General features: G+C 34.9%; 24 protein-coding genes. 15 read left to right on the top strand and 9 right to left on the bottom strand.

Going from position 1 to position 26,515, the window contains the following annotated elements:
• Positions 1 to 60 precede the first annotated feature (60 nt).
• Entirely contained in the window at positions 61 to 2,496 is a 2,436-nt protein-coding gene (locus L2586_RS07305) for a TonB-dependent receptor (protein ID WP_235292190.1), read from the bottom strand.
• A gap of 311 nt (positions 2,497 to 2,807) precedes the next feature.
• Here L2586_RS07305 and L2586_RS07300 point away from each other — a divergent pair, with 311 nt between their 5' ends.
• Both L2586_RS07300 and feoB read left to right on the top strand, forming a co-directional pair.
• Positions 2,808 to 3,029: a FeoA family protein gene (locus L2586_RS07300; protein ID WP_235292188.1), complete on the top strand. Its 222-nt coding sequence runs from the start codon at positions 2,808 to 2,810 to the stop codon at positions 3,027 to 3,029.
• The gene (feoB, locus tag L2586_RS07295; protein WP_235292187.1) at positions 3,029 to 5,149 is read left to right on the top strand and encodes a ferrous iron transport protein B; all 2,121 of its coding nucleotides are present in this window, start codon (positions 3,029 to 3,031) and stop codon (positions 5,147 to 5,149) included. The genes L2586_RS07300 and feoB overlap by 1 nt, the downstream gene beginning before the upstream one ends.
• Here feoB and L2586_RS07290 read toward each other — a convergent pair.
• Positions 5,138 to 5,968 (bottom strand): alpha/beta hydrolase, encoded by an 831-nt coding sequence (locus L2586_RS07290; RefSeq protein ID WP_235292186.1) that lies wholly within the window; start codon positions 5,966 to 5,968, stop codon positions 5,138 to 5,140. The two genes, feoB and L2586_RS07290, sit on opposite strands and share 12 nt — an antisense overlap.
• A 98-nt stretch (positions 5,969 to 6,066) precedes the next feature.
• Between L2586_RS07290 and L2586_RS07285 the strand changes: the two genes are divergently transcribed.
• A complete protein-coding gene (locus L2586_RS07285; protein WP_235292184.1) occupies positions 6,067 to 7,134 on the top strand; it encodes a hypothetical protein in 1,068 nt (355 codons plus the stop codon).
• On the top strand, positions 7,118 to 7,951 hold the full coding sequence (locus L2586_RS07280) for a tetratricopeptide repeat protein (protein WP_235292183.1): 834 nt from the start codon (positions 7,118 to 7,120) through the stop codon (positions 7,949 to 7,951). The genes L2586_RS07285 and L2586_RS07280 overlap by 17 nt, the downstream gene beginning before the upstream one ends.
• Here L2586_RS07280 and L2586_RS07275 read toward each other — a convergent pair.
• Complete coding sequence (locus L2586_RS07275) at positions 7,931 to 9,550, bottom strand: FMN-binding glutamate synthase family protein (protein ID WP_348535582.1); 1,620 nt, start codon at positions 9,548 to 9,550, stop codon at positions 7,931 to 7,933. The genes L2586_RS07280 and L2586_RS07275 overlap by 21 nt on opposite strands.
• Positions 9,551 to 10,484: 934 nt before the next feature.
• On the opposite strand from L2586_RS07275, the gene L2586_RS07270 reads away from it, so the two are divergent.
• From L2586_RS07270 to purN, 11 genes are all read left to right on the top strand, one after another.
• Positions 10,485 to 11,402, top strand: coding sequence for a hypothetical protein (locus L2586_RS07270; protein ID WP_235292180.1), 918 nt, complete (start codon positions 10,485 to 10,487; stop codon positions 11,400 to 11,402).
• Positions 11,403 to 11,501: 99 nt separating this feature from the next.
• A complete protein-coding gene (locus L2586_RS07265) occupies positions 11,502 to 12,032 on the top strand; it encodes a hypothetical protein (protein ID WP_235292178.1) in 531 nt (176 codons plus the stop codon).
• Positions 12,033 to 12,071: 39 nt separating this feature from the next.
• Entirely contained in the window at positions 12,072 to 12,803 is a 732-nt protein-coding gene (locus tag L2586_RS07260; RefSeq protein ID WP_235292177.1) for a curli production assembly/transport protein CsgE, read from the top strand.
• 10 nt (positions 12,804 to 12,813) lie between these two features.
• On the top strand, positions 12,814 to 13,227 hold the full coding sequence (locus L2586_RS07255; protein WP_235292176.1) for a curli assembly protein CsgF: 414 nt from the start codon (positions 12,814 to 12,816) through the stop codon (positions 13,225 to 13,227).
• A gap of 15 nt (positions 13,228 to 13,242) precedes the next feature.
• Complete coding sequence (locus tag L2586_RS07250; protein WP_235292175.1) at positions 13,243 to 14,613, top strand: CsgG/HfaB family protein; 1,371 nt, start codon at positions 13,243 to 13,245, stop codon at positions 14,611 to 14,613.
• Positions 14,610 to 16,115 carry a carboxypeptidase-like regulatory domain-containing protein gene (locus L2586_RS07245; RefSeq protein ID WP_235292174.1) on the top strand — a complete coding sequence of 502 codons (1,506 nt, stop codon included), beginning with the start codon at positions 14,610 to 14,612 and terminating at the stop codon, positions 16,113 to 16,115. Before L2586_RS07250 ends, L2586_RS07245 begins: the two co-directional genes overlap by 4 nt.
• Before the next feature lie 176 nt (positions 16,116 to 16,291).
• Complete coding sequence (locus L2586_RS07240; protein WP_235292172.1) at positions 16,292 to 17,101, top strand: outer membrane protein assembly factor BamD; 810 nt, start codon at positions 16,292 to 16,294, stop codon at positions 17,099 to 17,101.
• The gene (locus L2586_RS07235; protein ID WP_235292171.1) at positions 17,098 to 17,442 is read left to right on the top strand and encodes a DNA-directed RNA polymerase subunit omega; all 345 of its coding nucleotides are present in this window, start codon (positions 17,098 to 17,100) and stop codon (positions 17,440 to 17,442) included. Before L2586_RS07240 ends, L2586_RS07235 begins: the two co-directional genes overlap by 4 nt.
• Positions 17,439 to 18,617: a bifunctional phosphopantothenoylcysteine decarboxylase/phosphopantothenate--cysteine ligase CoaBC gene (coaBC, locus tag L2586_RS07230; protein WP_235292168.1), complete on the top strand. Its 1,179-nt coding sequence runs from the start codon at positions 17,439 to 17,441 to the stop codon at positions 18,615 to 18,617. Before L2586_RS07235 ends, coaBC begins: the two co-directional genes overlap by 4 nt.
• 11 nt (positions 18,618 to 18,628) lie before the next feature.
• Positions 18,629 to 19,537: a type IX secretion system protein PorD gene (gene porD / locus L2586_RS07225; RefSeq protein ID WP_235292167.1), complete on the top strand. Its 909-nt coding sequence runs from the start codon at positions 18,629 to 18,631 to the stop codon at positions 19,535 to 19,537.
• Positions 19,538 to 20,113: a phosphoribosylglycinamide formyltransferase gene (gene purN / locus L2586_RS07220; RefSeq protein ID WP_235292165.1), complete on the top strand. Its 576-nt coding sequence runs from the start codon at positions 19,538 to 19,540 to the stop codon at positions 20,111 to 20,113.
• On the opposite strand, the gene L2586_RS07215 is transcribed toward purN, so the two are convergent.
• From L2586_RS07215 to accB, 6 genes are all read right to left on the bottom strand, one after another.
• Positions 20,091 to 20,954 (bottom strand): 1-aminocyclopropane-1-carboxylate deaminase/D-cysteine desulfhydrase, encoded by an 864-nt coding sequence (locus tag L2586_RS07215; RefSeq protein WP_235292164.1) that lies wholly within the window; start codon positions 20,952 to 20,954, stop codon positions 20,091 to 20,093. The genes purN and L2586_RS07215 overlap by 23 nt on opposite strands.
• A gap of 3 nt (positions 20,955 to 20,957) precedes the next feature.
• Positions 20,958 to 21,518, bottom strand: coding sequence for a hypothetical protein (locus tag L2586_RS07210; RefSeq protein WP_235292163.1), 561 nt, complete (start codon positions 21,516 to 21,518; stop codon positions 20,958 to 20,960).
• Between the two features lie 102 nt (positions 21,519 to 21,620).
• Entirely contained in the window at positions 21,621 to 22,745 is a 1,125-nt protein-coding gene (locus L2586_RS07205) for a hypothetical protein (protein WP_235292162.1), read from the bottom strand.
• Positions 22,746 to 22,841: 96 nt separating this feature from the next.
• Positions 22,842 to 24,650 (bottom strand): ABC transporter ATP-binding protein, encoded by a 1,809-nt coding sequence (locus L2586_RS07200; RefSeq protein WP_235292160.1) that lies wholly within the window; start codon positions 24,648 to 24,650, stop codon positions 22,842 to 22,844.
• A gap of 10 nt (positions 24,651 to 24,660) precedes the next feature.
• Positions 24,661 to 26,004: an acetyl-CoA carboxylase biotin carboxylase subunit gene (accC, locus tag L2586_RS07195; protein ID WP_235292159.1), complete on the bottom strand. Its 1,344-nt coding sequence runs from the start codon at positions 26,002 to 26,004 to the stop codon at positions 24,661 to 24,663.
• A 14-nt stretch (positions 26,005 to 26,018) separates the two neighbouring features.
• Positions 26,019 to 26,513 carry an acetyl-CoA carboxylase biotin carboxyl carrier protein gene (gene accB / locus L2586_RS07190; RefSeq protein WP_235292158.1) on the bottom strand — a complete coding sequence of 165 codons (495 nt, stop codon included), beginning with the start codon at positions 26,511 to 26,513 and terminating at the stop codon, positions 26,019 to 26,021.
• Between the last annotated feature and the right edge of the window lie 2 nt (positions 26,514 to 26,515).

Here is a 26,515-nt window from a genome sequence, read left to right as displayed (position 1 = left end):
GTGATCTGTTAGTTGTTTTGTTAATCCATAGAATTTTGTTTGATGACAGCCTCCATTTTCTTAGAAATCTATTCTGTAGTAAAACAATGGCAAGAAGCCAAGTTGGTATTCTTCTCGAATAGGTCCAAGCGGATTATCTGGTGCATAGGTCAATGTCAATATATTTTTCGTATTAAAGATATTCACAAAATCAATTGCTAGTTCATGGGTCACTTTCTTCGTGTTGTATCTATAATTTACTTTTGCGTCCGTTCTGAAATAAGGTTTGAATTGTAACTCGTTGAATTCATCATCATCTTTATAAATAATTTCAAGTTGTCTCGCTGATTCTTCTCTATCTACATTGCCATATCTTCGTCCACCAGCAAGAGTTACTTTCCCTCCTATATTAATAGATGATTTATCACTAATGTTAAATTCTTTAGCAAATAAGCCATTCATCGCATAATTTCCATTGAATGCAGTGTTAGTCCATACTTGCTTGCTGCCTCTATATTCAGAATTATAAACCGAAGAAGTTACGAGAAAATAGTACCCACTCGTGAAGAATTTTTCAACAGTCAATTCTACACCATAATTTCTGCCGTCTCCCACATTTGAAAGTTCGTTCGGGAAAAGTCTTGAAAAACCAGAGCCGGAATTGATTAATGAAAAGGAAGATTTTTCTTTTTCTACCGGTATATTATATAAATACTGATAGTAGGTCTCGAATTTTAATCGCATATTCTTCGCTAAGTTTCGATCATATGAAAAGACCAAATGATTACTTTTCGTCAGCCCTATATCTTTGTTGTATGTTTCCGGACTTCCGCTATTATCAACTCTGTTTCCATAGTAATATAAATAGTTAGATTGAATCTGAGAATGCACACCAAGTCCTAGTCCTATTTTTTGTTTAGGATCTATCTGATAAGATAACCCTAGTCTCGGTTCGACTGGAGATACAGATTGTGCATTTATACTATAATAAGTACTTGTTAAGCCTGAGGTCAATGTTAGATCTTCATTTAATCTGTATTTGATTTGGACATATGGTTGGATTAAAGTATTGATATCACTTGCATCCCATCTAGTCTGCCAATTTTGAAAAGTAGTTTCTCCTCCAGTTGCAGAAGGAACAATAAGTCTAACTTGGTCGTCGTAATTGAGTTGATAGATATCTGTATTGACTCCAGCTTTAAGGGAAAGCTTCTTGTTTACTTTCCAGTTTGTATAAACGTATGCTGAATATTTATTTTCTATGAAGGTATAGTCAAGAACATCTAACAAAGTATCTACTCTATATTTATTGTCTACAATACTTCTTTCGAAGTACTTGTGATTAGCATCTACATAGGAATGGGAAGCGGAAACTCCAGCTTTTACAAAAGTGTTAATATTAATAGGTTGAGTGTATGTAGCACCTACAATTCCCATTCTTGATCCGAAGTATTGGTCCCGGTCGTTAGATCCGAAGATAAGCGTACTGGTGTCCACTTCGATGTCTTCACTTAGTATAATGTCAATTCTACTTAAGCCTCCGATACCGAATATTGCAAAGTTTCCTCCTTTTTTCATTGGAAAGTTAAGTCTGAATGCAGCATCTTGGTAAGCTGGTACAGCATCGGTTCCTACATTTATATTTAGAAACTGGAATAATTGGAGTGTAGAATATCTATAGGTAGCAAGGTAAGATGCTCCTGAATTTCCTAGCGGTCCCTCAGCCATTAATTCCGTTCCTAAGAATCCTAATTGCGCGCTAAATTCATGCTTTGCATTATTACCGTTTCTCATTTTTAGATCAAAAACACCGGCAATACCATTTCCGTATTCTGCTGGAAAAGCGCCTGTAAAGAAATCAGAATTGGCTAGAAATTTATTATTTAAGATGGTTACTGGCCCTCCTCCCGTTCCTGGAATCGAAAAGTGATTCGGATTAGGAATATTGAAACCATCTAATCTCCATAGAACACCTTGAGGAGAATTCCCTCGAATAATAATATCATTACGAGAATCATCAGCTCCTTGGACACCAGCGAAATTAGAGGCCATTCTTGCTGGCTCTCCTCTAGAACCGGCATATCGGTTCGTTTCTTGGACAGAGAACTCCCTTGCACTTACAGTGGCCATCTCATTGCTAACTTCACCACTTCTTTTCGCGTACACAACCACCTCATCTAACTCCATGACCTTTTCTTGCATCTTGATATTAAGAATGACTTCTTTCGCAGAATTCACGATGATATCCGTTAGTTGGGCATCATTATAACCGAGGTAGGAGAAGGTTATTGACATTCTTCCTAAAGGTACTCCCTCTATTCTGAAATTACCATCTAAGTCACTGGTTCCTCCCAAGAAACTGCCATCTGCAGTCGGAATAGCCACATTAACTCCGATTAAAGGAAATTGTGATTCCTGATCTACGACTGTACCACGAACGACCTGAGTGATCTGTGCATTCGTGAAAATAGCGAGAGAAGTAAATAGGGTAAGAAAAGCTAATTTTAATCTTTTCATGTCAATTATTTGTTTGTTTATGATCCAAATATATTAAGAAATGCATAGGAGGGGTTCTTCCATTAAGTTTAATTACACATTTGAAATTATACCATATGAATATTAAGGGATTAGATTGGGGAAATTTCAACATTTTAAGATTCCATAGGTTATATATTAATAAGAATATCTTGTTATAATGTGGACTTTTATTGCAAGAGATACAATCACTTAGAAGTATTGAATTTTTACAGAAATGATGTGCTTTAAAATTATTAGGAGTCCATATAAAAAGCATATATTTGCCTATTTAAAATCAGTCTAAATAAAAAGTGAGAACGATTCTAGATTTAAAGAAGGGAGAATCCGCAGTGGTAGTGCGATTTAGTAATGACTCATTATCATGCAAGCTGCTGACGATGGGTATCTTGCCGGATGCAAAAATTACCATGATCAGAAAAGCTCCTTTTGGGGGTGCTTTTTATCTGAAGCTGAATGGTCTAAATGTAGCTGTCCGAAGTTCTGAAGCAGCGACCATCATAATCAAAGAATAATGTCGAAGAAGGAAAAGCAAATCGTTGCGCTTATAGGGAATCCAAATAGTGGGAAATCAAGTTTGTTTAATATTCTGACTGGATTGAGACAGCAGGTGGGAAATTTTCCTGGTGTAACAGTGGATAAGAAAATTGGCTCTACAGACCTAGGCAATAATAATTTTGTAGATATCATTGACTTACCAGGGACTTACAGTATGTATCCGAATTCTTCGGATGAACGTATAGTTACGGAAATATTAACGAATCCTGATAATCCTAATTTCCCGGATGCAATTATATATGTTCTGGATGTAATGAATATGGAGCGTCACCTTCTTTTAGCATCTCAGCTTATCGACCTTCAGATTCCGATGGTTCTAGCTCTAAATATGACAGATATCGCGGAAAAAGAAGGATTAGTATATGATAGCGAATATTTAGAAAAGAAAATGGGGGTGAAAATTGTCCCTATTTCGTGTAGAGAAGAAAAAAACATTGACATACTAAAGGCCACTACACTAGAGAAACTGCGTAATCCTATTGAAGCAAAAAGCAACGAGTTTTATAGCTTTTCTAAAAGTGATAAAGCAGTAATCGAGAAATTGCAGCCTTTTCTGAAAGAGGAGAATAAATATAGAGTACTTTTAGTTGCTCACCACCATCACTGGTTAAAGCATATTTCTGCTGCCGATCGGATCAATATTAAGAATATAACTGATGGTGTACACTTTGAGTCTATTAAGTCTCAGATCAATGAGACGATGTCTCGATTTGCCAAGTTCACTCCATTTGTTAGGCAATTAGAAGCGAAGGCAAATCCCAAAAGTGAGAGTGTAACAGACGCTATAGATAATGTCATTACACATCGAGTATTCGGGCCGATCATTTTCTTTGGAATTATGCTTTTGGTCTTTCAGGTTATTTTTAGTTGGTCAGAATATCCGATGACTTGGATAGAGGATGCCTTTGCATGGGGTGAGAATACAGTGAAAGATTTACTGCCAGATGGCTGGTTTACTAGGTTACTTACAGAGGGGATTATTGCTGGTTTAGGTGGTATCATGGTTTTCATACCTCAGATTTTGTTTTTATTTCTTCTCATATCGCTGTTGGAAGAGGTAGGATATATGTCCAGGGCAGTGTTTATGTTTGATAAGTTGTTCCAGAAATTTGGGTTGAATGGAAGGAGTATTGTTGCATTAGTTTCAAGTGGAGCTTGCGCCATTCCTGCGATTATGTCTACTAGAACCATAAGCAACTGGCGAGAAAGACTGATCACGATCATGGTAGCGCCGCTTATAAGTTGTTCCGCCAGAATTCCAGTTTATACGGTGTTAATTGGATTTGTAGTTCCCGCAGGAAGCTTTATGGGATTTAACCAACAAGGACTTGCTTTTATGGGACTTTACTTATTAAGTATTGTTGCTGCATTAGGTTCAGCGATGGTATTTAATATTATTCTTAAGAAGGATAATAACTCCTATTTAATGATGGAATTACCTATCTACAAACCGCCTATCTGGAAGAATATTTTTTATAATGTCAAAGAGAAAGTGCTTGCTTTTATCGTCGAAGCAGGGAAGGTTATTTTTGTGATCTCGATCATTCTGTGGTTTTTAGCATCTTATGGTCCTGCTGCTAAAATGAAAATGGCTGAAACACAAGCAACCGAAATAAGTGCGATTAAAGGGTTAGATGATGAAGCATCCGAACAACTGCTTGCGTCTTTGAAAATTGAAAATTCTTATGCTGGACATCTGGGTAAATTTATAGAGCCAGTAATTAAGCCACTAGGATTTGACTGGAAAATTGGAATTGCTTTAATTACTTCATTTGCTGCTAGGGAAGTATTTGTAGGAACGATGGCAACAATCTACAGCATAGGAGGAACCGATGATGAAAGTACCATTCGAGAGCGGATGGCCTCTGAAGTAGATCCGATCACAGGCAAACCCATATATGGATTTGCGACTTCATTATCCTTACTTATCTTTTATGTTTTCGCAATGCAATGCATGAGTACATTAGCTGTAACCAAGAGGGAAACAAAATCGTGGAAGTGGCCGATTATACAATTTGTGTATATGAGTGCGCTAGCTTATTTGGGAAGTTTATTAGTCTATCAATTATTTGCTTAGGTGATCATTGCACCACTTTAGCATATTATTCATGACTTCTTGTTTTTCAGGCTCGTTCAGTAACTCGTGGTACAATCCTTCATAATGTGTTTTCGATTTGTCTTTAGAACTAATCTGCTCATAAAAGTACTCTGATGCTTTAGGATATACCACTTTGTCACTTAAAGAATAATTCAAATAAACGTTTTGATCTATTTGGTGGGCGTTTTCACGAAGCCATTGACCCGCTTTATCAAATTCATTAGCAAAACCTGGTCGCGTTCCTTCCCTGTAATTTAGTGGATCGTTGTCATATTTCTTTCTTTCCTCAGCATCTCTGCTTATAAATTCACTACTGAGTTTAGTCGTTTTTAATTTCGGAACGATAGGAGCTAGGATTCTGATTAATTTCACTAAGATTGCTGGTTGGTTTGAGACAATATCTAATCCTGGGTTGCTAAAAATGATATTATTTATGCCGCTTAATTGGTGGCGAGCAGCAGCTATTCCGGTGACTACACCTCCCATACTATGACCAAGTATAAAACCTGGAATATTAGGATAATCATTGACCATTGATTTTGCTTGTTCTTCTAACTCAGCTACGTAAATATCAAAATTGCTAATGAAAGCTTTCGTACCTTCAGATTTTCCATGACCTGAAAAATCAAACGATCTAACAGTATATCCATTTTGATTAAAAAAATGTGCAACGTGCTCATAACGAGCACAATGTTCTGCATAACCATGAACAATAAGTATTACGCCTTTAGGGTTTTTCGTTTCCCATTCAATGGTGTTAATTTTAGTACCATTAATGTCTTTTAGTTGAGTATTCATATCGAAATTTACATTAATAGATTCACTTTTGTTAATATTCTGCTAAAGATTAATGAAGTAAAGAATTATTCATAACTTAAAATTAAGTTTAGCATGCTTTGAGATACCTCTTGATTTTTGTCATATTATTTGTTTCATGTAAATCTGATGATTCTTCATTCGATGCTGATTTACTACCAGGTTATTGGCTAGGTGGTGGGGTGAAACTAGACATTAATGCTTTCCGCCCTTTTAACCATTTTTTAGAAATTGATTCCGAAAAATGTGTTAGGGCTTTTTCAGTTGGCTGGAGAGACACTTTTAAGCCCATAGAAATAGCAAAAGATTCTATTCATTTTCCCTATCGGAAGTATCCATTGAATTCTGTTGCTATGGTTGGCGATGAATTAGCGATGGGAGAATTTTATCCATTTTATTATAAAAAAGTTCAACCAGTAATGATTCCTAAAGATTCAATCGAGATGAAGGCGGAACTGATAGGCGGTCAGTGGATTAGTGGGGATGAAATGTTAGAGTTCAGAGAGGATGGTTTAATCGTATTCAACAAAAGATTAAAAACCAAAGAAAAAATTTGCTGGGATATTTTAGATAATAATGGCATTAAATTTTTGCAAAGGCTTGGAAATTTCAAAGAATGTGAGACACCTTATTTCCCACTTGAATTGATTCATTATTTTTCGAATGATACCTTAAAAATAGAGACTTGGCGAAATAGTTCTTTTCAAACATTGACCTACAAAAGAATAGCTCAAAGTACCGAGGAGTATAGTGTTCCAGAGTTTCAAGTTTGCGATCCTTATCTTTATGAAAACAATAGAAGTGATTGGTATTATTTTAAGTATCCGAGTTTTGATGGTGGATTGTATCGGTTAAAGCAAATATTCGATGAAAGGTATACTCCAATAAAATTTGGGAAGAATAATGGTTTAGTTAAGCTTAAATTTGTTATAAATTGTGAAGGAAAAGTGGGCCGTCTTCAAATCGAAGAGATGGATATAGATTTCAGGGAAAGATCATTAAATCCGCAAATTAGAAATCAGATTGTTGATATATTTAATGGAGCTGGCGATTGGATACCTGGGGAACGAAGGAATGAAACGGTAGACGCATTTAAGTTTCTGATATTTAGAATAAAAGATGGAGAAATAGATGAAATATATCCTTAGTCTTTTCTTGTTAATCTTAGTGAGCTGTAATCAAGTACCACTTGAATATCGCCTTAATTATATGTATACAAGTGAGGAGCGAGATAGCATGGAGGTCCGGATAGCCAAGGAAGTTAATCGGTTATTCGAAGGTAGTTTATTGCGGCAAGAAAAATTAGATACGCTAATTGCTTTAAATGACGAAAAAGAAGAATATTTTCGAAAGAAATCGTTCAAGTTTTCTAGAACAGGAAGGTTTGCTCAAGGCTTTCCATTGATCGATAAAGCGGTACAACTAGATCCGCTTAGTGCACTATATTTTACAAGTTGGCAGATGCTTTTTTTCTATCGAGATTATGAGAGGGCATTAGAAGATCTGCATTATTATGATGATATTTCTCAAGGGGTGAATTACGTTTGGGGAGAGAATGTAAATTATCTGAAAGGACTTGCTTATAAGCAACTAGGAATGTATGATCAGGCCGTTTCAGAATTTGATACCTGTATCGAACATGAAAAGAGCGGAACATCTGAATATGTCTATGTTTATAGAGGAATTGCTAACCTAAGACATGAATGCCTAGATGATGCAATCATAGATTTCGAGAAAGCGATTAATAAGTATAGTAACTGTACAATGGCTTATGTGTATATGGGAGAAGCATATCTAAATACAGGGCAGGCAGAGGAGGCTATGAAGCAATTAACAATTGCAGAAGACTTATTATGTAAAGGAGTTAAGAAAACACACCCTTACTTTGAAGTATTTGACGAAGTCCAGCTGGTCCAAGTATATGATCTAATGAAGAGAGCCCAGTTAAAGATGGAGCTTCTGTAGCATAGCATGCTTCATGAATATTTCTGGGTCAGAAAGATCCATATGGATTTTATAACTTTTGGGTATGGTATCTTCATTAAGGAGACAACCTTCTTCTATATATGGATAAAGTTGATCATATCTAGCTATCTTATCTGGTGAAATACGGGAATAAATGAAAGATCTATTAATCATATCCAGATCTGGAATGCCAGATGCTGCCATAAGTTCAATAAAGCTATGTATGGTTTCTTTATGGTAATTAGCAACTCTAAATTTTTTATCATCGACGTTAAGGCCTTTCGTAAGTGAAGGATTTTGTGTGGCAACGCCAGTGGGGCAGGTATTCTTATTGCATTCTAGTGCTTGGATACATCCTACAGCCATCATCATTGCTCTTGCGCTATAACATGCGTCAGCACCTAAAGCTAAAGATCTATAGATGTCAAATCCAGATACGATTTTTCCAGAAGCAATCAGTTTAATCTTTTCTTTTAACCCAAAACCTTCTAGAGCGTTATAGGCAAATGAAAGTCCGTCTTTATATGGCATTCCTACAGAATTCGAAAACTCTACTGGAGCTGCACCTGTTCCTCCTTCTCCGCCATCAATAGAAATGAAGTCTGGTGTAATGCCAGTTTTGATCATTGCTTTACAGATACTTAAAAATTCAGATTTGTGCCCTATGCACAGTTTGAAACCTATAGGCTTACCTTTAGAAAGAATTCTCATTTCTTTTACTAAGTTAAGTAATCCGATAGGACTATTAAATGCCTTGTGGAACGGCGGAGAAAGAACTGCCTTTCCGGCAACAATATTTCTTATTTCAGCAATCTCCGGTGTTGCTTTTGAAGCGGGAAGTATACCACCGTGTCCGGGTTTAGCACCTTGGGAAAGTTTGATTTCAATCATTTTGACATTTGGCTGTGCTGCCCGTTTTTCAAATAATTGGGGATCGAAATTTCCATCGTCGGTTCTACAGCCAAAGTACCCCGTTCCGATTTGGTAGATTAAATCACCATTATGTTTGTTGTGATAAGAGCTGATTCCTCCTTCACCTGTGTTGTGTGCAAATCCTCCTATAGCCGCGCCTCCATTAAGAGCTTCGATAGCGTTACTGGAAAGGGAGCCGAAACTCATTGCAGATACATTAAATATGCTGGCAGAGTAGGGTTGCAGGCAGTCTGGGCCACCGATTAATACTCTAGGATCGTGATCTATTTTATGATGGTCTAAAGCTGCGATAGAGTGATTCATCCATTCGTAAGATTCATCATAAACGTTCATTTGAGTGCCAAAAGGAGTGGTAGATGTTTCGTTTTTCGCTCTGGCGTAAACGAGGGATCTATTAATTCGAGAGAAAGGTCTGCCATCGTAGTCAGGTTCAACAAAATATTGATAAATCTTTGGTCTAAACCATTCAAAAATATATCTGCTTCTTCCCAAGAGCGGGAAATTTCTCATTAAAGCGTGTTTTTTCTGGAGCAGATCGTAAGTTCCAAGGAAAATAAGTGGGAGGAAAATAATGCAAAGAAGAAGGAAGTATGGACTAATGAAGTAGCTTAAGCTAGCGATTAGAATTATCACAATAATTGAAAAAGCAATAAACAGTTGTCTCATCTAAATGAAGTTCTTATCCAATGAATGAAAAATGGGAAGATAGTAAATGTTCTAATAGAAAGAAAGGAGATTAATTGGAATTAGGAGAAGGGGCAATATTTTTATAAATGGACGATGAAGGTGTAGTGTATTGTAAATAAAAATATTATATATAATAATTTTATAAATATGATTTAATTTTTTTTTTGAGTATAATAATATTTTGAAATTAAATATATATTATTTTATCTTAATGGTATTAATACCTTTTATTAACAACCCTAAACTTAACCCAAATGATCAAAGTCAAATTGTTAATGCGATAGCGTATTCCTATCTTGGAATATTCATCTAAAAGAAACGATGATATTGCATTTATTTCAAATCAACATTTAGTTTATTTTATTGGAGTATTAAGTAGATGAAATTCGAATTGAATTTTTGAGCTTGCTGTTTAGAGCACAGTCTGGGATAACTCATGTGATTAAAAATCTAATTAGGTAATTAGGTAATTATATTAGAGGGCTCAGGTGATTGTATTTTCGCCTGGGCTTTTTTCATAATTAAATTTTAAATATATTTCTTTCTCAAATACTTTACTTTTTGTTTTGTATTGTTTATATTTGAAATACCTTAATTATAAATACTAATTGCATCATTGTCTAATTTTAGCTTGACCTCATAACCAAAATAGTATCTAGTTAAAATCCTGTCAAATTAAAGTTAAAAGGTGAGCAAGTTTATTTATAATCTTAATTAACCAATTAATTGCCTAAATACTAATAAAAGCCAACAAGAAACTCCAAACAATTACTTACACATGTTGTATTATAGCTTAGTTGATTCATATCGACCTTCTTTAGTGTGCTATAATTTCTGTTTCAGAAGTCATTTCTACGGTGTCCCTTAGTATCTATTCAATTAATCTTTTTAAACTTTTAAAAATTTTAATTTTATGAAAAATCTATTTTTTTTCGCGTTAGCATTGATGCTATCCTTTTCGTTATCTGCGCAAGTAGCTTCTACTTCTGCTGTAACTATAGACGATGAGTCTAATTCTAACATTATTGATGTTTATCAATTCTCTTATTTTGATTTGAATTCTACAGTAGACGTTTTAGATGAGTCTGATGATAATATTGTAAGTGTTTTCCAGTCAGGTGATACACATGTTTCTTCAGTTTATATTAATGACGCTTCTGATGAGAATCTTGTAATAGTAACACAAGATGATTTTGGATTCGGTGGAGGAAATCTTTCTTCAGTTTCAGCAGATAATAGCTCTGATGGAAATTATGTAAATGTATTTCAGGCATTTTCAGATAATACTTCAAGTGTTGTATTAGATCATGATGCAGATAATAATGAAGTTATAATATATCAAGATGATTTAGCTGTAGCTTTTGTAGGAGGAAATGAATCTGAAGTGTTGATAGATGACAGTAATGGAAATTACGTTGAAGTTGATCAACAAGAAGATTTTAACTCTTCTACAGTTGAAATTACAGATGGTTCAGACGACAATGAGGTTATTGTTGTTCAGGCTCCAGCTTGGTATACAGGAAGTGATGGTACTGATAATGCATCTACTGTTGCAATAAGTGATGAAAGTTCAGATAACTTTGTATATGTTTTTCAAGATGGATGGTCTCAGATATCAGAAGTAACTATTGATGATGATTCAAGTGATAACTATGTAGATGTTTTACAAACTGATTCTTATTTGACTTTAGGAGGAAATGATTCTTCAGTAACCATTGAAAATGAAAGTAGTAATAATGAAGTGATTATAACTCAAGATTTCCTTGGTTTATCGACAGTTGTTATCTCTAATGAGTCTAACTTAAATGTTGTAAACGTTACACAAGAGTAAAATCAATATTACTTGTTAGAAGTATAAAAAACTCTACATTTAATAAAATAAAATCGGTGGCGAGATTTATATCTCGCCATTGATTTAATCTAAAAACTTATGAAATATCTTTTACTTTTATTTTTAGTATTCATTTCTCATATGGCGAATAGTCAAGTGGTTATCCAGAATGACCAAGGAGAAATTAAAAGTAACTTAGATTTGTTCGAAGAACGTAATTTTGTCGAAAGGCAGGTTGTTAGCCTATCTATAAATGAAGGAAGCAATAATCTGATAAGCTTTAAGCAAGTAGGAGTGAATGAAGCTAATGCTCGCGTTAAAGGAGATTTTAATCAATTATTTATTACTCAAAATGGACTTGAAAATAGTATAGATATTTTACAAGAGGGAGGACATAATTATATGGAGTCTACTAATTTTAGTTCCTCAACTAAAGTAGCTAATATCCAAATAGGAAACAATAACTATCTGGATCAGAATTTCATTAAAGCAGACGATAGTAATTTTATTGTGATACAAAATGGTAATAATTTGAGATTAAATCATAATGTTCAAGGAATTTCAGATAGTGGTTTAGAGGTCAAAATGTATGGTAGAGATATGGAAATCATCATTGAAACTAAACAGTAGAATTTTATAAACTGCCTTGAAAATAGTAAATTTAGCGTTATGATTAAGAATATCGCATTAGCTATTGTATTTGCATTGACTTCTGTCATTTCTTCTGCAAATGATTTCAGGGTTAAAATTGCCTATGAGCAATTCGACACAGAAATATTACTTTATATAAAGATTGAAAACGCAAGTAATTTAAAGAAAAACTTTAACGCTAAGGTAAATATTCAATCTCAAAATTTAAGCTTTAGACCTATTCAAAAAGACTATAACCAAGTCTTAATAGTAGCCCCCAAAACAGTATCAAATTTCAATTTCGCTACTTTAGAATACTCGGTACTTTCTCAATCTATAATTAGATTGGATTTGTATCAAAGGGATTCGCTTATTAGCAAAGATTCACTTACATTAGATTTTCCTAATAGTTTTAAAAATGTTAACAGCAAAGGCGGTCCTAGAGATATAGAAATTGATTTAGGGGGACTTAAAATAGATCGTACAAGGACACCGATAGGTCGTAGTTTTTTTGAGCTTTTTGAAAAGAACTGGGTTTCTCCTAAAGGTTTATCTGATTATACCATCGAATTTGAAGAACTCCCATTTAGATTTAGGACAACAAAGTTAAAAGTATACTTGGATGGAGAATTAGTCGTAGATAGTTTTCTAAAAGACAATGAAGAATTTATACCTCAATTATTAGCATTTACGATAGGATCCGTAAGAAATAAATTAAGCGAAAAAGAAACTCGAGATGATGAGATCGGAGGAGATTGGAATGGTATTTAAAATTAATAAGATGAAAATAAAAAATGCAATCACAGTTTTAGGAATAGTATTATTTACAACTTCTCTTATGTTTGGTCAAGATTTGGTGTATACACCAAAGAATCCAGCTTTTGGCGGTAATTATCTAAATTACAGCTGGTTGCTTAATTCGGCTAATGCTCAAAATACATATGAAGAGCCTGAAAGTGACTTAGAGGACTTATTGGCTGATTTCGAAGGTGATTTCAATCAGCAATTTTTAAGTGAATTAAGACGTGAACTTTTAAGAAGTAGTGAAATTTTTGGAGAGAATGGACTCGAGGTGGGAACATTTGAAGTAGGGAATTTAGTAGTAGATATTGTTCCTGGAGTTAATGGTCTTATCGTTACGATAAATGATATTATTACGGGTAGTCAGACCCAAATTACAGTACCATACGATTAATTTAAGATTCTGCGAATGAGAATAACCTATATATGTCTTTTGCTTTTGATATTAGCCATGACTTCTTGTGGTGTAATACTTAATCAACCAATTCAAGTATCAGAAGCTAGGATTGCAAGTAAAACTAATCTCGAAAAGACATTAATTGACCTACCTAAGCCTAGTGATCCTGTTGTCGTAGCGGTATATAAGTTCAAGGATCAGACCGGTCAATATAAGCCTACCGAAATAGGTTCTAGTTTTTCAACTGCCGTTACCCAAGGCGGCACAAATATTCTAATAAAGGCACTAGATGATTCAGGATGGTTCAAAGTAATAGAAAGAGAGAATATAGGGAATTTGCTCAATGAGCGCAAAATCATTAGACAAACTAGAATGCAATATGATAATTCTAGTGAATCTAAATTACTTGTAAATCCATTACTTTTTGCTGGTGTAATCTTAGAAGGCGGAATCGTTTCTTATGATGCGAATATATTAACAGGAGGTATAGGTGTGCGATATTTTGGAAGCGGTGGTTCTGCCGCATATCGACAAGACAGAGTTACCGTCTATCTTAGAGCTATTGCAACGAAAACAGGTGAGGTATTAAAAAATATTACCACTTCGAAAACAATTCTTTCGCAATCTATAGACGGAGGAGTATTCAGATATGTGAAATTTTCTAGGTTATTAGAAGCAGAAACAGGCATAACATTTAATGAGCCTTCAGATATTGCTGTAACCGAAGCACTTCAGAAAGCTGTATATTCTTTAATATTAGAAGGAATAAAATCAGGTTTGTGGAATGTAGACGCAAGTTACAAAGAAGAAGCTATTATGATGATGGAGGAATACGATAGGGAAATTACAGAAGGTGACTTAGAAAATTATTTAGGTGTGAAAACATTAGATAAGGTTAATAAGTTTTCCGTGTCTTCTAACTTATTTGGCACATACTATCAAGGTGATTTTCCATATGCTAGATTAAATCTTGGAGGTAATATTGCAGCACATTATGAATTAAATAAAAATTGGGGTCTAAGTAGTATGATCGGAATCGGAAGGTTGTCTACTGTGGAATATGTAGATAAAAGAATTAATCCGTTTTCTGTAGATCTTCGATATAAGTTCCTTCAAAATGCTGTTAGAAACCCTTATTTGAAAATAGGGCTTGGTTCAGCATTCACAGAAGATTTCTCGAACAGTAATCCTAAAGTTAAAGCTGGATTGGGAATTGATCTTTATATCAATAAAAATTCTGCTATTAATTTATCTTTGGATTATAATCAATTCTTAAGAGATGATTTTGACGGCTTAGAAAGTGGAAGATATATTGATTATTATTATCAATTTGGAATAGGATTTAAGCATCAGTTTAATCGTAAAAAGATTATTAAGGAATGAGGAAGTATTTTTTTATGTTTTTTACTATCGTATTGTTGTATACATCTTGTCGTGAAGATTTTGGTAATCTTGATGTCTATAACAATGTAACAGGTGAAGTTGCAGATGAAGAAACCCTTGAACCAATTCCAAATGCAAAAATTTCTACGAATCCTGTAACTGAGCTTAGAATTAGTGATGAATTCGGAAGATTTGTTCTTGATAGTTTGACATCTAGTATTTATTCAATTAAAGTTGTTGTAGATGGCTACCAATCAACATTGACAAGTTTTAATATCGAAGACCTTGATAATAATAAGATTCTAATATTAATGGAAAGAGACTCGGTTGTACTTTCTCCTCCTGAAGCACCATTTAACCCATTTCCAAGCCAAAATTCGGAGCAACAGGATTTAGAAATAAATCTTCGATGGTCTAGTTCAGATGATAATGACTCTCTTCTTTATACAGTATTGTTTTTCAGACCTGATAATATTACTCCAGAAAAAATTATTGCTGAAAGTCTTGATACGTCTGTAGTTGTAAGAGATTTATCTTTTAATTCGACTTATTTTTGGCAAGTAGAAGTTACGGATTCGGACGGTTTGAAAACTTTAGGTCCTACATGGAATTTTAAAACCAAAGAGTTTCCAAGCGATATTTTTAGATATACTTTTGTCAGAAAGGTTAATGGTATAGACCAGGTTTTTGTAGGATCTCCAGCAGGAGAGTATGTTCAAATTACTTATAATGCGAATAATCATTGGCGACCAACATTTTCACCACAGAGAGATAAAATAGCTTATTTATCATTGCTAGAAGGAGATGTCCATATACTTATGATGGATAGAAATGGAGACAATGTAAATCAGGTTACATCTACAAGGCCGTTAAGAACTAAAGACATTTTAGAAACACCTTTTACATGGTCTGAAAATGGTGAAAGACTTATATACATGGATTTTGATAGAATCTTTAGTATTACTAGAAATGGGACTGGATTATTGGAATATGGATTCCAAGCCTTTGGAGATATCATCTCTTCAGTAGACTATAGTTCGATAGATGGAGGCAAACTTGTTGTAACGACTGAGCGCCCTTCCGGAAATGATTCTAAATTATATTTATATGATATTGCACTTAATGAACAAGTTGAAATATTAGATTCTTTGAATGGTCAGTTGTCTCATGCTCAGTTTTCTCCCTCTGGAAGACAAATTGTTTTTACTTATAATGAGTTATCATCTTTCTCTACAGATGGTATACCACTCAATAAAAGAATATACTATTACGATCTAGATGATGAAATCTTATTAGATATTTCTGATAGAAAAGCTGGAGGAACGGCAGATTATAATCCAAGATTTTCAAACAATGGTGCAAACATCGTTTTTAATAATAACCAAAGTGATGGTATAGGACAATCAAGCACTTTTATAATGGATGTGTCAGAGGTTTTAACAGATTCGAGTCCAGTCAGAGATACCCTTTTCACTAATTCAAATATGATCGACTGGGAATAGGTCATTTTTTTTATTTTAATTTATTTATCTGGATGATTAGTTAATCATCTGACATCGTTTTACTTATACTAAGTTTATTGATTTGTTAGTGTTAAGATGTACTTTAAGTTCTATTCGGACTATATCACATTATTAAACTTGGTTCGTTATTAAAAAAAGTGTAATTTTGTGCCCGCATGAGTAGATCCATTAAATTCTTTTCGGCTTTAATAGCTATTTTGATTTTCTTTTCATCTTGTAAGACGGAATTTGAAAAAATTCGTACAAGTAATGATCCGACTAAAATACTTACTGAAGCAACGAAACAGTATAAGCAAGAAAATTATCTTAAAGCGCAATCGCTTTATGATATCATCATTCCTTTTTACCGTGGTAAGAAAGAAGCAGATGACATATTTTATAACTATGCCTATACTCATTATGAATTAGGTGATTACATCCTAGCTTCTCATTACTTTGATAGTTATGCTAAGACCTTCGGGAACAGCTCTAGAAAAGAAGAAGCTTCATTCATGTCCGCTTATTCGAATTACTTGTTATCACCATCTTATCGATTAGATCAGACTTATACTAAAAAAGCTATTGCTGATTTGCAATTGTTCGTTAATAATTTCCCAACGAGTGACAAAGTAGATAAGAGTAATGATATGATCGAGGAGTTACGAGCTAAGCTAGAGGTGAAAGCTTTCGAAGAAGGCAAATTGTATTTTAAGATTAAAGAATATCAATCAGCAATTACTTCTTTTAAAAACGTGTTGCTTGATTACCCAGATACAGAAAATTACCAAGAAGTAAATTATTATATAATTAAATCGGCATATTTATTGGCTGCTAATAGTATTTTCGACAAGAAAAAAGAACGTTTCGAAGAAACTTTAAAGTACTATAATCAGTTTAAGAAAAGGTATCCAAGAAGTAAATTCCTTAAGGAGTTGAAAAGTGATATTGAAAATGCTAACAAACAGATAAAATCTTTATCAGTATGAATGACTTAAAGACTCAAGTTCAAGGAATAGATCCTAACCTAGAAGGAAAAGATATGGAGGAGTTTGTTTCAAAAACGCACAACGTTTATGAAACATTAGAAATAATCGCTAAAAGAGCTAATCAATTAGCAGTAGAACTAAAAGAAGAGTTACACGGTAAATTAGAAGAATTTGCTGTAACTACTGATGCAATTGAAGAAGTTCATGAGAACAAAGAACAAATAGAAATCTCTAAATTTTACGAAAGACTACCTAATCCAGCTGTTATTGCGACAAGCGAATACCTTAATGGCCAGTTAAAAGTAGAATACAAAAATAGAGATCGAAATAATAATGAATGAATATCATTCTAGGAATTACAGGAAGTATTGCAGCCTATAAAGCTGCGATACTAACTCGTTTATTAGTTAAAAATGGTCATGATGTCAAGATAATCATGACGGAAGCTGCCAAAGCTTTTATATCCCCTCTTACACTTTCCACTCTTTCGAAAAATACCGTTCATAGCAATCTCTTTGATTCTGATACATGGAATAATCATGTAGAATTAGGACTTTGGGCAGACGCAATGATTATTGCTCCTACTACTGCGAATACCTTATCAAAAATGGCCAATGGCGCTGCTGATAACATGCTCCTCGCAACTTACTTGTCGGCTAAATGTCCTGTTTGCATCGCTCCAGCAATGGATTTGGACATGTGGAAACATCCATCAACGATAAGAAACATTGACCTGCTAAAGGAATATGGTAATCTACTAATACCAGTTGAATTTGGTGAATTAGCTTCAGGATTAGTAGGAGAGGGGAGAATGGCTGAACCAGACCAAATCGTAGAATTTGTAGAGCAAAATTTCAATATCAAATCTGATTTAGCTGGGAAACGAATATTAGTTACTGCAGGACCTACGTATGAAGATTTAGATCCTGTACGATTCATAGGGAATAATTCAAGTGGCAAAATGGGCGTCGAGATTGCTGAACATGCTGCAAGAAGAGGCGCGGAAGTGATCTTAGTGCAAGGTCCAGGAAGTTTTAAATCTTCTCATGCAGGTATTAAGTTGATTAAAGTTAGATCGGCAGCTCAGATGTATGAGGCTTGTGTGGAGCATTATAACAACTGTGATGCGGCAATCTTAGCTGCAGCTGTTGCAGACTATACGCCTCTTAATAAATCTGATGTAAAGATTAAAAAGAAAGATGGTGATCTGAGTATCGCTTTGAAAAGAACCACAGACATTGCAGCTCATCTGGGAAGGCATAAAAAGAAGAATCAATTACTAATTGGATTTGCCCTAGAAACGAATAATGCTATAGAAAATGCAAAAGGTAAACTAGAAAGGAAGAACTTCGATTTTATAGTTCTGAATACGCTAGAAGATAAGGGAGCCGGTTTTTCTCACGATACCAATAAAGTCCAATTCATTTTCGCAAATCGACCAATTATTAAATTTGAATTGAAAAGCAAGAAAAAAGTAGCAAAGGATATAATAGATCAGGTGGTTGAGTTGTTTTAAGAAGAGAACAAATGAAAATGATAAGAAATCTTTTATTTATATTATTAATGTGTACTTCACTTGCATTGCAATCGCAAGAGCTGGATTTCAATGTTAAGGTTACTGTCAGTCCTACATTGAAACAAGTAGATCCTAAAGTGTTTAACGGACTAGAGCGTGCCATTGAAGAGTTTTTTAATAATAATAAATGGACGGATGATGAATTCGAAAGGGATGAAAGAATTAAAGGAAACATCCAAATAACGATTGTGGAAGATCCTTCACCAACTTCCTTTGTTGCTGATATTTTAATACAATCAATCAGACCTGTTTATAATAGTGATTATTCGTCTCAAGTAATTAACTACTACGATGGTGGAATTCCATTCTCTTATGTAGAATCTCAACCTTTAGAAAATAATATTAATAGTTATAAGGATAACCTATCGTCTGTATTGCTTTACTATATACACTACATTCTAGGTGTAGATTATGATACTTTTTCACCTCAAGGAGGGCAAAAGTATTTTCAGATAGCACAGAACATTGTTCAAGTTATTCCTGCTGGCGCTAGCTCTGATAATGGATGGAGCGTTTCAGTTGATAACAGTAGAGCAGATATGATAGAAACGATGTTAAATCCTAGAACAAGAAAATTACGGGACGCATATTACTATTATCACCGCTTAGGATTAGACGAATCGGCCAATGATATAGGAAAAGCTAAAGCGGCGATGGTATCAGCATTAAAAGATGTCCAAGCGGTGAATGCAGCTGCTCCTAACTCTATCGCAGTTCAAATGTTTATGGATGGTAAGCGTAATGAAATAGTGGAAATATTCAAGCAGTCAGACAGTCGACAAATCAATCAGCTGTATGATATTCTAACGGAAATAGATCCATCTCAAACAAATCTTTACAATCAACTTAGAGGAAGATAAATGACTAATATTGCCATTTTTGCGAGTGGGAGAGGCTCGAACGCTCAGGCTATTTTAGAATATCTGAAGGGGCATGAAGAGATTAGTGTCAAATTGATATTGAGCAATAAAAAGGATGCTGGTGTACTTTTGCTCGCAGATGAATACCATATTGAAAAATTTGTCTTTAATAAATCCCAGTTTAACTCAGAAGATATTGTTCTCCAGAAACTGAAGTCCCTAAATATTGAAGTGTTAGTTCTTGCTGGTTTCTTATGGAAGATTCCATCTTACCTAATTCAGGCTTATCCTGAAAGAATTATCAATATACACCCTTCATTGCTTCCTAAATATGGCGGCAAAGGTATGTATGGAAGACATGTTCATGAAGCAGTATACAAGAATAAAGATTTAGAATCAGGTATTACCATACATCTCGTTAATGAAGTCTATGATGATGGCAAAATTCTCTTCCAAGCAAGTAAAGAATTAGAGCCTACCGATGAGCCCAGTGTAATTGCATCGAAAGTATTAGAATTAGAACATTTTTATTTTCCTCGTGTAATCGAAGCATTTATTGAGAATGCTGAGGATTGATTAAGTTACCGAAACGAGCATTAAAACCAGCTATGCCTTGTAGTCCTCCAGTGTGAATAGCAATGATCTTATCTTCTGGTGCAAAATAATTTGACTCAATCAAATCTGCTATCCCAAACATCATTTTTCCTGTATATAGTGGATCTAGAGGAATTTCAAATTGATTGATAAATTGAATTAGTTCCGGACGGTGTTTTGCAAACCCTCCGAAATGATATTGATCATGAAAAGTAACATTTCTGATCGGTACGTCGAGGCTAATACTCCGTTCCTTAAAATCAGCGGCAAAATCTTTCATTTTCAAAGCGGAAAAGACATGTAAGTGATCTGTATCTTGCATTGCTGCCATCATACCAATGCTTGTTGCTCCAGATCCATAAGGGACGCAATAATGTATATTCGTCTCCTTAATTTCTGACATCATCTCTTTAATGCCTTCAAGTGCTAATTTATTACTACCTCCTTCAGGAATTACATAAGCATTAGGATACTCCGCAAAAGCAATTGTCGTTTTTATTTCCCTATAGCTAGTACGATCGACAAAAATAAGCTCTGCACCATTATGCTTGACAAACCGGAGCGTTGGATTATCGATTTCTTCGCCTCGAATGAAAAGAACAAGAGGGATATTGTAAAACTTGCAAGCGTAACTTAATGCGTGTATATGATTAGAAAAGGCACCCCCAAAACTAATGATTTCAGAAGCACCTAGATCTAAGGCCTGGAGTATGTTGTACTTGAGTTTACGGAACTTGTTTCCTGAAACGTAAGGATGAAGAAGATCTTCTCTTTTAACTAGTATTGCTCGACCTCCTATGGTTACTTTTGTTATTCCGCTCATCATTTATCTACCCCAAGACCACCCAAACTTTGCTCTTACACCGACGAAAGGACTTGATAGCATCTGATCACTAACACTTGTAAAATCAGATCCACTAATAAAGCGGTAACCTCCGTCGAGACTTATTCTTAACCATCTGAAAACATTGAGTTCAAGACCTATAGATGGCTGAACACTCAAGATCCGATCCCTTCCCTCAGATTTAACATCGGCGATACCATTTCCTACAGATGTATAGAAGTAAGGATGAAATGATTTATAAGAATAAGGTGTATATCCTACTAAGAAATTATGTGTTGTAAGTGAAAATTTACCACCGTCATTTAACGTACTTCTCATTTCGTAGTTATCCCATCCGAGGAGTAAACTTTTGTTAAATTCAAATGCGAAAAATCCGCCACCGATGAAATCAAAGTCATCTTGAAATCCATTAATAGATGTCGTAGATCCACCCCAGATTCCTGTAAAGCGAATTCCACTTTGACCAAAAATAGTTTCATCTTTTTGTGCATTAATACTTAGTCCCAATAGGACTATGGAAAGAATTAGTGTAATTTTTTTCATCATGAATATTTTTATATTAAGGACACCAAGAAGACGAAGAGGTTGCATCAATTGTTACAGGTTGCGCCTAAAATTTTGAATAATGGACGCGCTTCTTGAAATTTATGGAGTTATTATAACAAGTCTTTTAGTGATAATTCGTTGACCCTTAGCATCTAGCAAAGCCCAGAAATAAGTGCCCTTACCTAGAAAAGAAAAATTGTACTTGAAGCTGTTCAGCTTTCGATCAATAACTATTTTCTCACCCCATTCTTTTTTTCCAATTACATTAGAAATCACAAAGTCGTATTCCCCATAATCCAGATTCATCAATTCTAGCTTGACTTCTCCATAGGTCGGATTCGGAGATAAGACTATTTCTTGACTAGTTAAATCATTACTCACTATTTTATTTAATTCTTCCGGTGCTGTAATTTCGGCAATAACAGGGTCGCCAGCTTCATTTATAATGATTTTAGCAATGGGATTTTTTGCTTCATCGGATAAGAATAAATAGAATTTTTCTGACGAAGTTCCGAGCAAATCACCCGCCGGATCTAAGATGTTGTTATTAATTTTCGACCATTTCCCCGCACTGTGAATTTCTAGTGTTTTAGTTATTCTAGTGGATACTTCTTGTCTTAGAACCTCGAAACGATCATAGTATAAGGTTAAGGTCCCCCATGCATCTACCCTAAAGTCTGCTACTTCTTGTATTTTAATACGAATCGAATCAGCTGTTACGGGAAGTCGCTTGTTTACAATTTGCGGTATCTCAGTACCTGGCAAGGTGAAGTAGATGGTGGATCTATTGGTTAAGTCATCCTTATAGCGTAATGGTGCATATGTAATTAATTTCGGAGCATCGTACTTAGAAATTACATTATATGCTGAATTAAGAGGATGAGGTCGTTGCATACCAATTTCATATATCCTTTTCCCAGTCCTTTTATAAAAGCGAATGGTATTACTGTTTTCCTTGATAAGAAAATCGTATTCGAAATTCGTAGGAAGCATATCAACATCCTTAGACTGCAAGATTTTTTGATAAGCAAGTCCCGAGGATAAAGAAGAGAAATCCCAATTTTGATCTTGCCCTTGCTTTTTCAAATTAACAGAAGGCATATCATCGATGAAGGTTTTGAATATATCGTCTAAGACTGGCAGGTTCGCTTCGTCCAAACTTACCTGTGCTTTTAGGGCAAATGGTAAGAGAAAAATAAACAGGAATATTCTACATTTCTTCATTGGAATCACGAAACTACAAAAGTAATAGCCTTCTAAGAACTGAGTAATTAAATTTTTTATTTTTTTAACTTGACATTAACTTAGAAAAATTTGAAATTATATTCTTTGTAACTCAAGGTTTGTTAAATATTCTCCTCCTAATTTCATCAAGTCTTCATGCTTCCCTTCTTGAATTATTTTCCCATGTTTCATGACTATGATCTTATCAGCGTTCTGAATGGTGGAAAATTTATGAGCAATTGTGATGACGGTTCTATTTAACATTGCTTTTTCTAATGCTTCCTTCACTAAGTTCTCAGATTCAGCATCTAGCGCTGATGTTGCTTCATCTAAAATTAGAATCGCTGGATCTTTTAGAATAGCTCGAGCGATGGTAATTCTCTGTCTTTGGCCACCACTTAGCTTGGAGCCTTTATCACCGACTACCGTATCATAACCATCATCTAATCCCTGTATAAATGTATGAGCATTGGCAATTTTTGCGGCTTCGATAATCTCTTCATCTGATTTATCAGACATCCCAAATGAAATATTGTTTTTAATGGTATCGTGGAAAAGAATCGGTTCTTGAGAAACAATTCCAAATAAATTTCTCAGACTTTTAATGTCAAATTCTTTAATACTCTGCCCGTCTATCAGTATTTCACCATTAGTAATATTATAAAATCTAGGAAGTAAATTGACAAGCGTTGTCTTTCCCGATCCAGAGCTTCCTACGAGTGCTAAGTGCTCACCTTTTTTAATGGTCAATGTTACGTCGTCTAGTACTGCTATATCTGAATTTGGAAATTTAAAAGATAGATTTTTTATTTCTAGGGTATTGTCAAATGTTTCTTTGAGCTGGCTACCAGAGTCTTTCTTAATCTCATTTTCATTGGTCAATATAACTTGGATTCTTTCTAATGCTGCCATACCTTTCTGGATGTTATAATAGGCACTTGAAAAAAGCTTAGAGGGCTCGATTACTTGATAAAAAGCAAATATAAAAGCGAAAAATGTTTCTGGTTCTAGTTTGTTATCAAAGACCAAGGTAGAGCCATAATATAGTAGAATGGTCACTACTACGATACCGAGGAATTCAGAAAGAGGTGATGAAAGATCACGTCTCCAGAAAATTCTTGTTAATCGATGTCTGTATTGATTATTTACAACATCAAATTTTTTCTTCTGGGTTTCTTCCGCATTGAATCCTTTAATGATTCGCATGCTAGAAATACTTTCCTCTGCAATACTGATGATGTCGCCCAATGATTTTTGAGCTGCATGAGATTGTTTCTTAAGTGTTTTCGAAACACCACCGATGATAAAGACGGTAACGATAAGTAGAACAAAAACAAATAAGGTCAACTGTGGACTGATGTAGATCATGAAGATGAGACTCCCTGCGATGATAAGAGGTGCCTTGAAGATGGCTTCTATCACATTCAGAACACTTGCTTCCACTTCTTGAACATCTGCACTGATTCTTGAAAGAAGATCACCTCTCCTTTCGTCTGAGTAGAAAGAAAGTGGCAAGTCCATATATTTTGCCATGATTTGGTTTCTTAGGTCTCTGATAATCCCGTTTCGGGCAGGAGCAAGAAAGAATAAAGCTAAATATCGAAACAGGTTCTTAAAAAAGAATACGATTGCAATAAAGGCACAGACATAAAGCAAGGCCTCTTTTTTATCTAATGATAAGATTAAGTCTGAAAAGTAATAATTTAAGTGACCGATAACATCCGTGATGTTATCAGGTTTCACAGGGATTTCCGGTGTTTTCTGAAACAGGATTTGAAAAAAAGGAATAATCAAAGGGATAGAGAAAACGGTAAAGATCGCCATCAAAATATTCGACCCAATTGCCGCTAGGACATAGGACATATAGTTCTTAAAGTATCCGAACAGATCCCTGATCCCCTTCATATTTTAATTGTTATTCCTCTTTTATTTCGAATGTATCCATAAAAGATGTATTAAAGTCTCCTTCAATAAATTTTTTATTTTCCATTAATTGCTTATGGAAAGGTATGGTCGTTTTAATTCCTTCGATTATAAATTCATTCAGCGCTCTTCTCATCTTTGTAATACACTCTTCTCTTGTCTGAGCTTTACAGATGAGCTTCGCTATCATAGAGTCATAATATGGTGGAACAGTATAACCTGCATATACATGTGTATCTACTCGAACACCATGACCTTTAGCAGAGTGGAAAGATTGAATTTTTCCAGGACTAGGTCTGAAATCATTAAACGGATCTTCTGCATTGATTCTACATTCTATTGCATGTAATTGCGGAATGTGATTTTCACCAGAAAGAGGTTCTCCAGCGGCTACTTTAATTTGTTCTTTTATTAAATCGTGGTCTATCACTTCCTCCGTCACTGGATGCTCTACTTGAATTCTAGTATTCATTTCCATGAAGTAGAATTTACGATGCTTGTCCACTAGAAACTCGACTGTTCCTACACCTTCATAATTGATACATGAGCCTGCTTTTATGGAAGCAATCCCCATTTCTTCTCTTAATTCAGGAGTCATAAACGGAGAAGGACATTCTTCTATCAATTTCTGGTGTCGACGTTGTATCGTACAGTCTCTTTCAGAAAGGTGAATCACTTTACCGAATTGGTCTCCAATAATCTGGAACTCAATGTGTCTAGGTTCTTCTATAAATTTTTCTACATAGATACCGTCATTACCGAAGGAAGACTTTGCTTCTCTTCTAGCGCTATCCCACATTTCCTCGAATTTGTCCTTTGACTTGACAATTCTCATTCCTTTACCACCACCACCAGCTGTAGCTTTGATGATAACTGGATATCCTATATCGGCTGCAATTTTCTGGCCGTGTGCAACATCTTTTACGAGACCATCAGAACCAGGAACCACAGGTACACCTGCTTTAATCATGGTTTCTTTAGCTGTTACTTTATCACCCATTTTCCGAATCATGTCCGGTGTAGGTCCGATAAATTTAATACCATATTGCTGGCAAACTTCAGCGAAATCTGCGTTTTCTGCTAAGAATCCATATCCTGGATGTACAGCATCGGCATTAGTAATTTCCACAGCAGCCATAATTCTAGGAATACTTAGATATGATTCTGTGGAAGAGGGAGGTCCTATACATACAGCTTCATCAGCAAACCGCACGTGCAAACTATCCTTATCAGCTGTAGAGTATACAGCGACTGTAAGAATATCCATTTCTTTACATGTACGAATAATTCGTAATGCAATTTCTCCTCTATTTGCAATGAGAATTTTATTGAACATAAATTATATGTTAATTAACTAGGATCAACTAAAAACAGCACCTGATCGTATTCTACAGGACTTGCATCTTCAACTACAACTTTAACAATTTTACCTGCTACTTCGGATTCTATTTCATTAAACAATTTCATTGCTTCAACGATACAGACTACCGAACCCACTTCTATTGAATCACCTACCTTAATGTAAGGTGGTTTATCAGGTGAAGCTGATCTGTAAAATGTTCCTACAATAGGAGATCTAACTTCTAATAAGTTAGCATCACTTGCTGGCTTACTTTCGGTTGGCTTTAAATCAGGAATAACAGGACTTGCTGGCTGTTCTGCAGGTAGCGCTTGAATAGGCGCTTGTTGGTAAACAGGCTGCGGAATATTCATAGTGTTCTTCGAAGCAGCAGAATAATTTTTTGTCCTGATATCTAATTTGAATTCTCCATCTTGAATTTTAACCTCAGTCAAGTCTGTTTTATTGACCAACTTTATTAAATCTACGATTTCTTTGTAATTCATTT

It is taken from the genome of Portibacter lacus (genome assembly GCF_021533215.1).
In the GTDB taxonomy this organism is placed as follows: Bacteria; Bacteroidota; Bacteroidia; order Chitinophagales; family Saprospiraceae; genus Portibacter; species Portibacter lacus.
This window is presented reverse-complemented; position numbering and strand designations above follow the sequence as displayed.

What these genes read in the sequence shown, in the direction of transcription:
- coaBC (WP_235292168.1), top strand. Translation starts at nt 17,439, where the DNA reads ATGAATATCATTCTAGGAATTACAGGAAGTATTGCAGCCTATAAAGCT.
- L2586_RS07240 (WP_235292172.1), top strand. Translation starts at nt 16,292, where the DNA reads ATGAGTAGATCCATTAAATTCTTTTCGGCTTTAATAGCTATTTTGATT.
- L2586_RS07255 (WP_235292176.1), top strand. Translation starts at nt 12,814, where the DNA reads ATGAAAATAAAAAATGCAATCACAGTTTTAGGAATAGTATTATTTACA.
- L2586_RS07215 (WP_235292164.1), bottom strand. Translation starts at nt 20,954, where the DNA reads ATGAGCGGAATAACAAAAGTAACCATAGGAGGTCGAGCAATACTAGTT.
- L2586_RS07235 (WP_235292171.1), top strand. Translation starts at nt 17,098, where the DNA reads ATGAATGACTTAAAGACTCAAGTTCAAGGAATAGATCCTAACCTAGAA.
- L2586_RS07260 (WP_235292177.1), top strand. Translation starts at nt 12,072, where the DNA reads ATGATTAAGAATATCGCATTAGCTATTGTATTTGCATTGACTTCTGTC.
- L2586_RS07280 (WP_235292183.1), top strand. Translation starts at nt 7,118, where the DNA reads ATGAAATATATCCTTAGTCTTTTCTTGTTAATCTTAGTGAGCTGTAAT.
- L2586_RS07305 (WP_235292190.1), bottom strand. Translation starts at nt 2,496, where the DNA reads ATGAAAAGATTAAAATTAGCTTTTCTTACCCTATTTACTTCTCTCGCT.
- L2586_RS07270 (WP_235292180.1), top strand. Translation starts at nt 10,485, where the DNA reads ATGAAAAATCTATTTTTTTTCGCGTTAGCATTGATGCTATCCTTTTCG.
- feoB (WP_235292187.1), top strand. Translation starts at nt 3,029, where the DNA reads ATGTCGAAGAAGGAAAAGCAAATCGTTGCGCTTATAGGGAATCCAAAT.
- L2586_RS07200 (WP_235292160.1), bottom strand. Translation starts at nt 24,650, where the DNA reads ATGAAGGGGATCAGGGATCTGTTCGGATACTTTAAGAACTATATGTCC.
- L2586_RS07210 (WP_235292163.1), bottom strand. Translation starts at nt 21,518, where the DNA reads ATGAAAAAAATTACACTAATTCTTTCCATAGTCCTATTGGGACTAAGT.
- porD (WP_235292167.1), top strand. Translation starts at nt 18,629, where the DNA reads ATGAAAATGATAAGAAATCTTTTATTTATATTATTAATGTGTACTTCA.
- accB (WP_235292158.1), bottom strand. Translation starts at nt 26,513, where the DNA reads ATGAATTACAAAGAAATCGTAGATTTAATAAAGTTGGTCAATAAAACA.
- L2586_RS07275 (WP_348535582.1), bottom strand. Translation starts at nt 9,550, where the DNA reads ATGAGACAACTGTTTATTGCTTTTTCAATTATTGTGATAATTCTAATC.
- L2586_RS07290 (WP_235292186.1), bottom strand. Translation starts at nt 5,968, where the DNA reads ATGAATACTCAACTAAAAGACATTAATGGTACTAAAATTAACACCATT.
- L2586_RS07245 (WP_235292174.1), top strand. Translation starts at nt 14,610, where the DNA reads ATGAGGAAGTATTTTTTTATGTTTTTTACTATCGTATTGTTGTATACA.
- L2586_RS07265 (WP_235292178.1), top strand. Translation starts at nt 11,502, where the DNA reads ATGAAATATCTTTTACTTTTATTTTTAGTATTCATTTCTCATATGGCG.
- accC (WP_235292159.1), bottom strand. Translation starts at nt 26,004, where the DNA reads ATGTTCAATAAAATTCTCATTGCAAATAGAGGAGAAATTGCATTACGA.
- purN (WP_235292165.1), top strand. Translation starts at nt 19,538, where the DNA reads ATGACTAATATTGCCATTTTTGCGAGTGGGAGAGGCTCGAACGCTCAG.
- L2586_RS07250 (WP_235292175.1), top strand. Translation starts at nt 13,243, where the DNA reads ATGAGAATAACCTATATATGTCTTTTGCTTTTGATATTAGCCATGACT.
- L2586_RS07205 (WP_235292162.1), bottom strand. Translation starts at nt 22,745, where the DNA reads ATGAAGAAATGTAGAATATTCCTGTTTATTTTTCTCTTACCATTTGCC.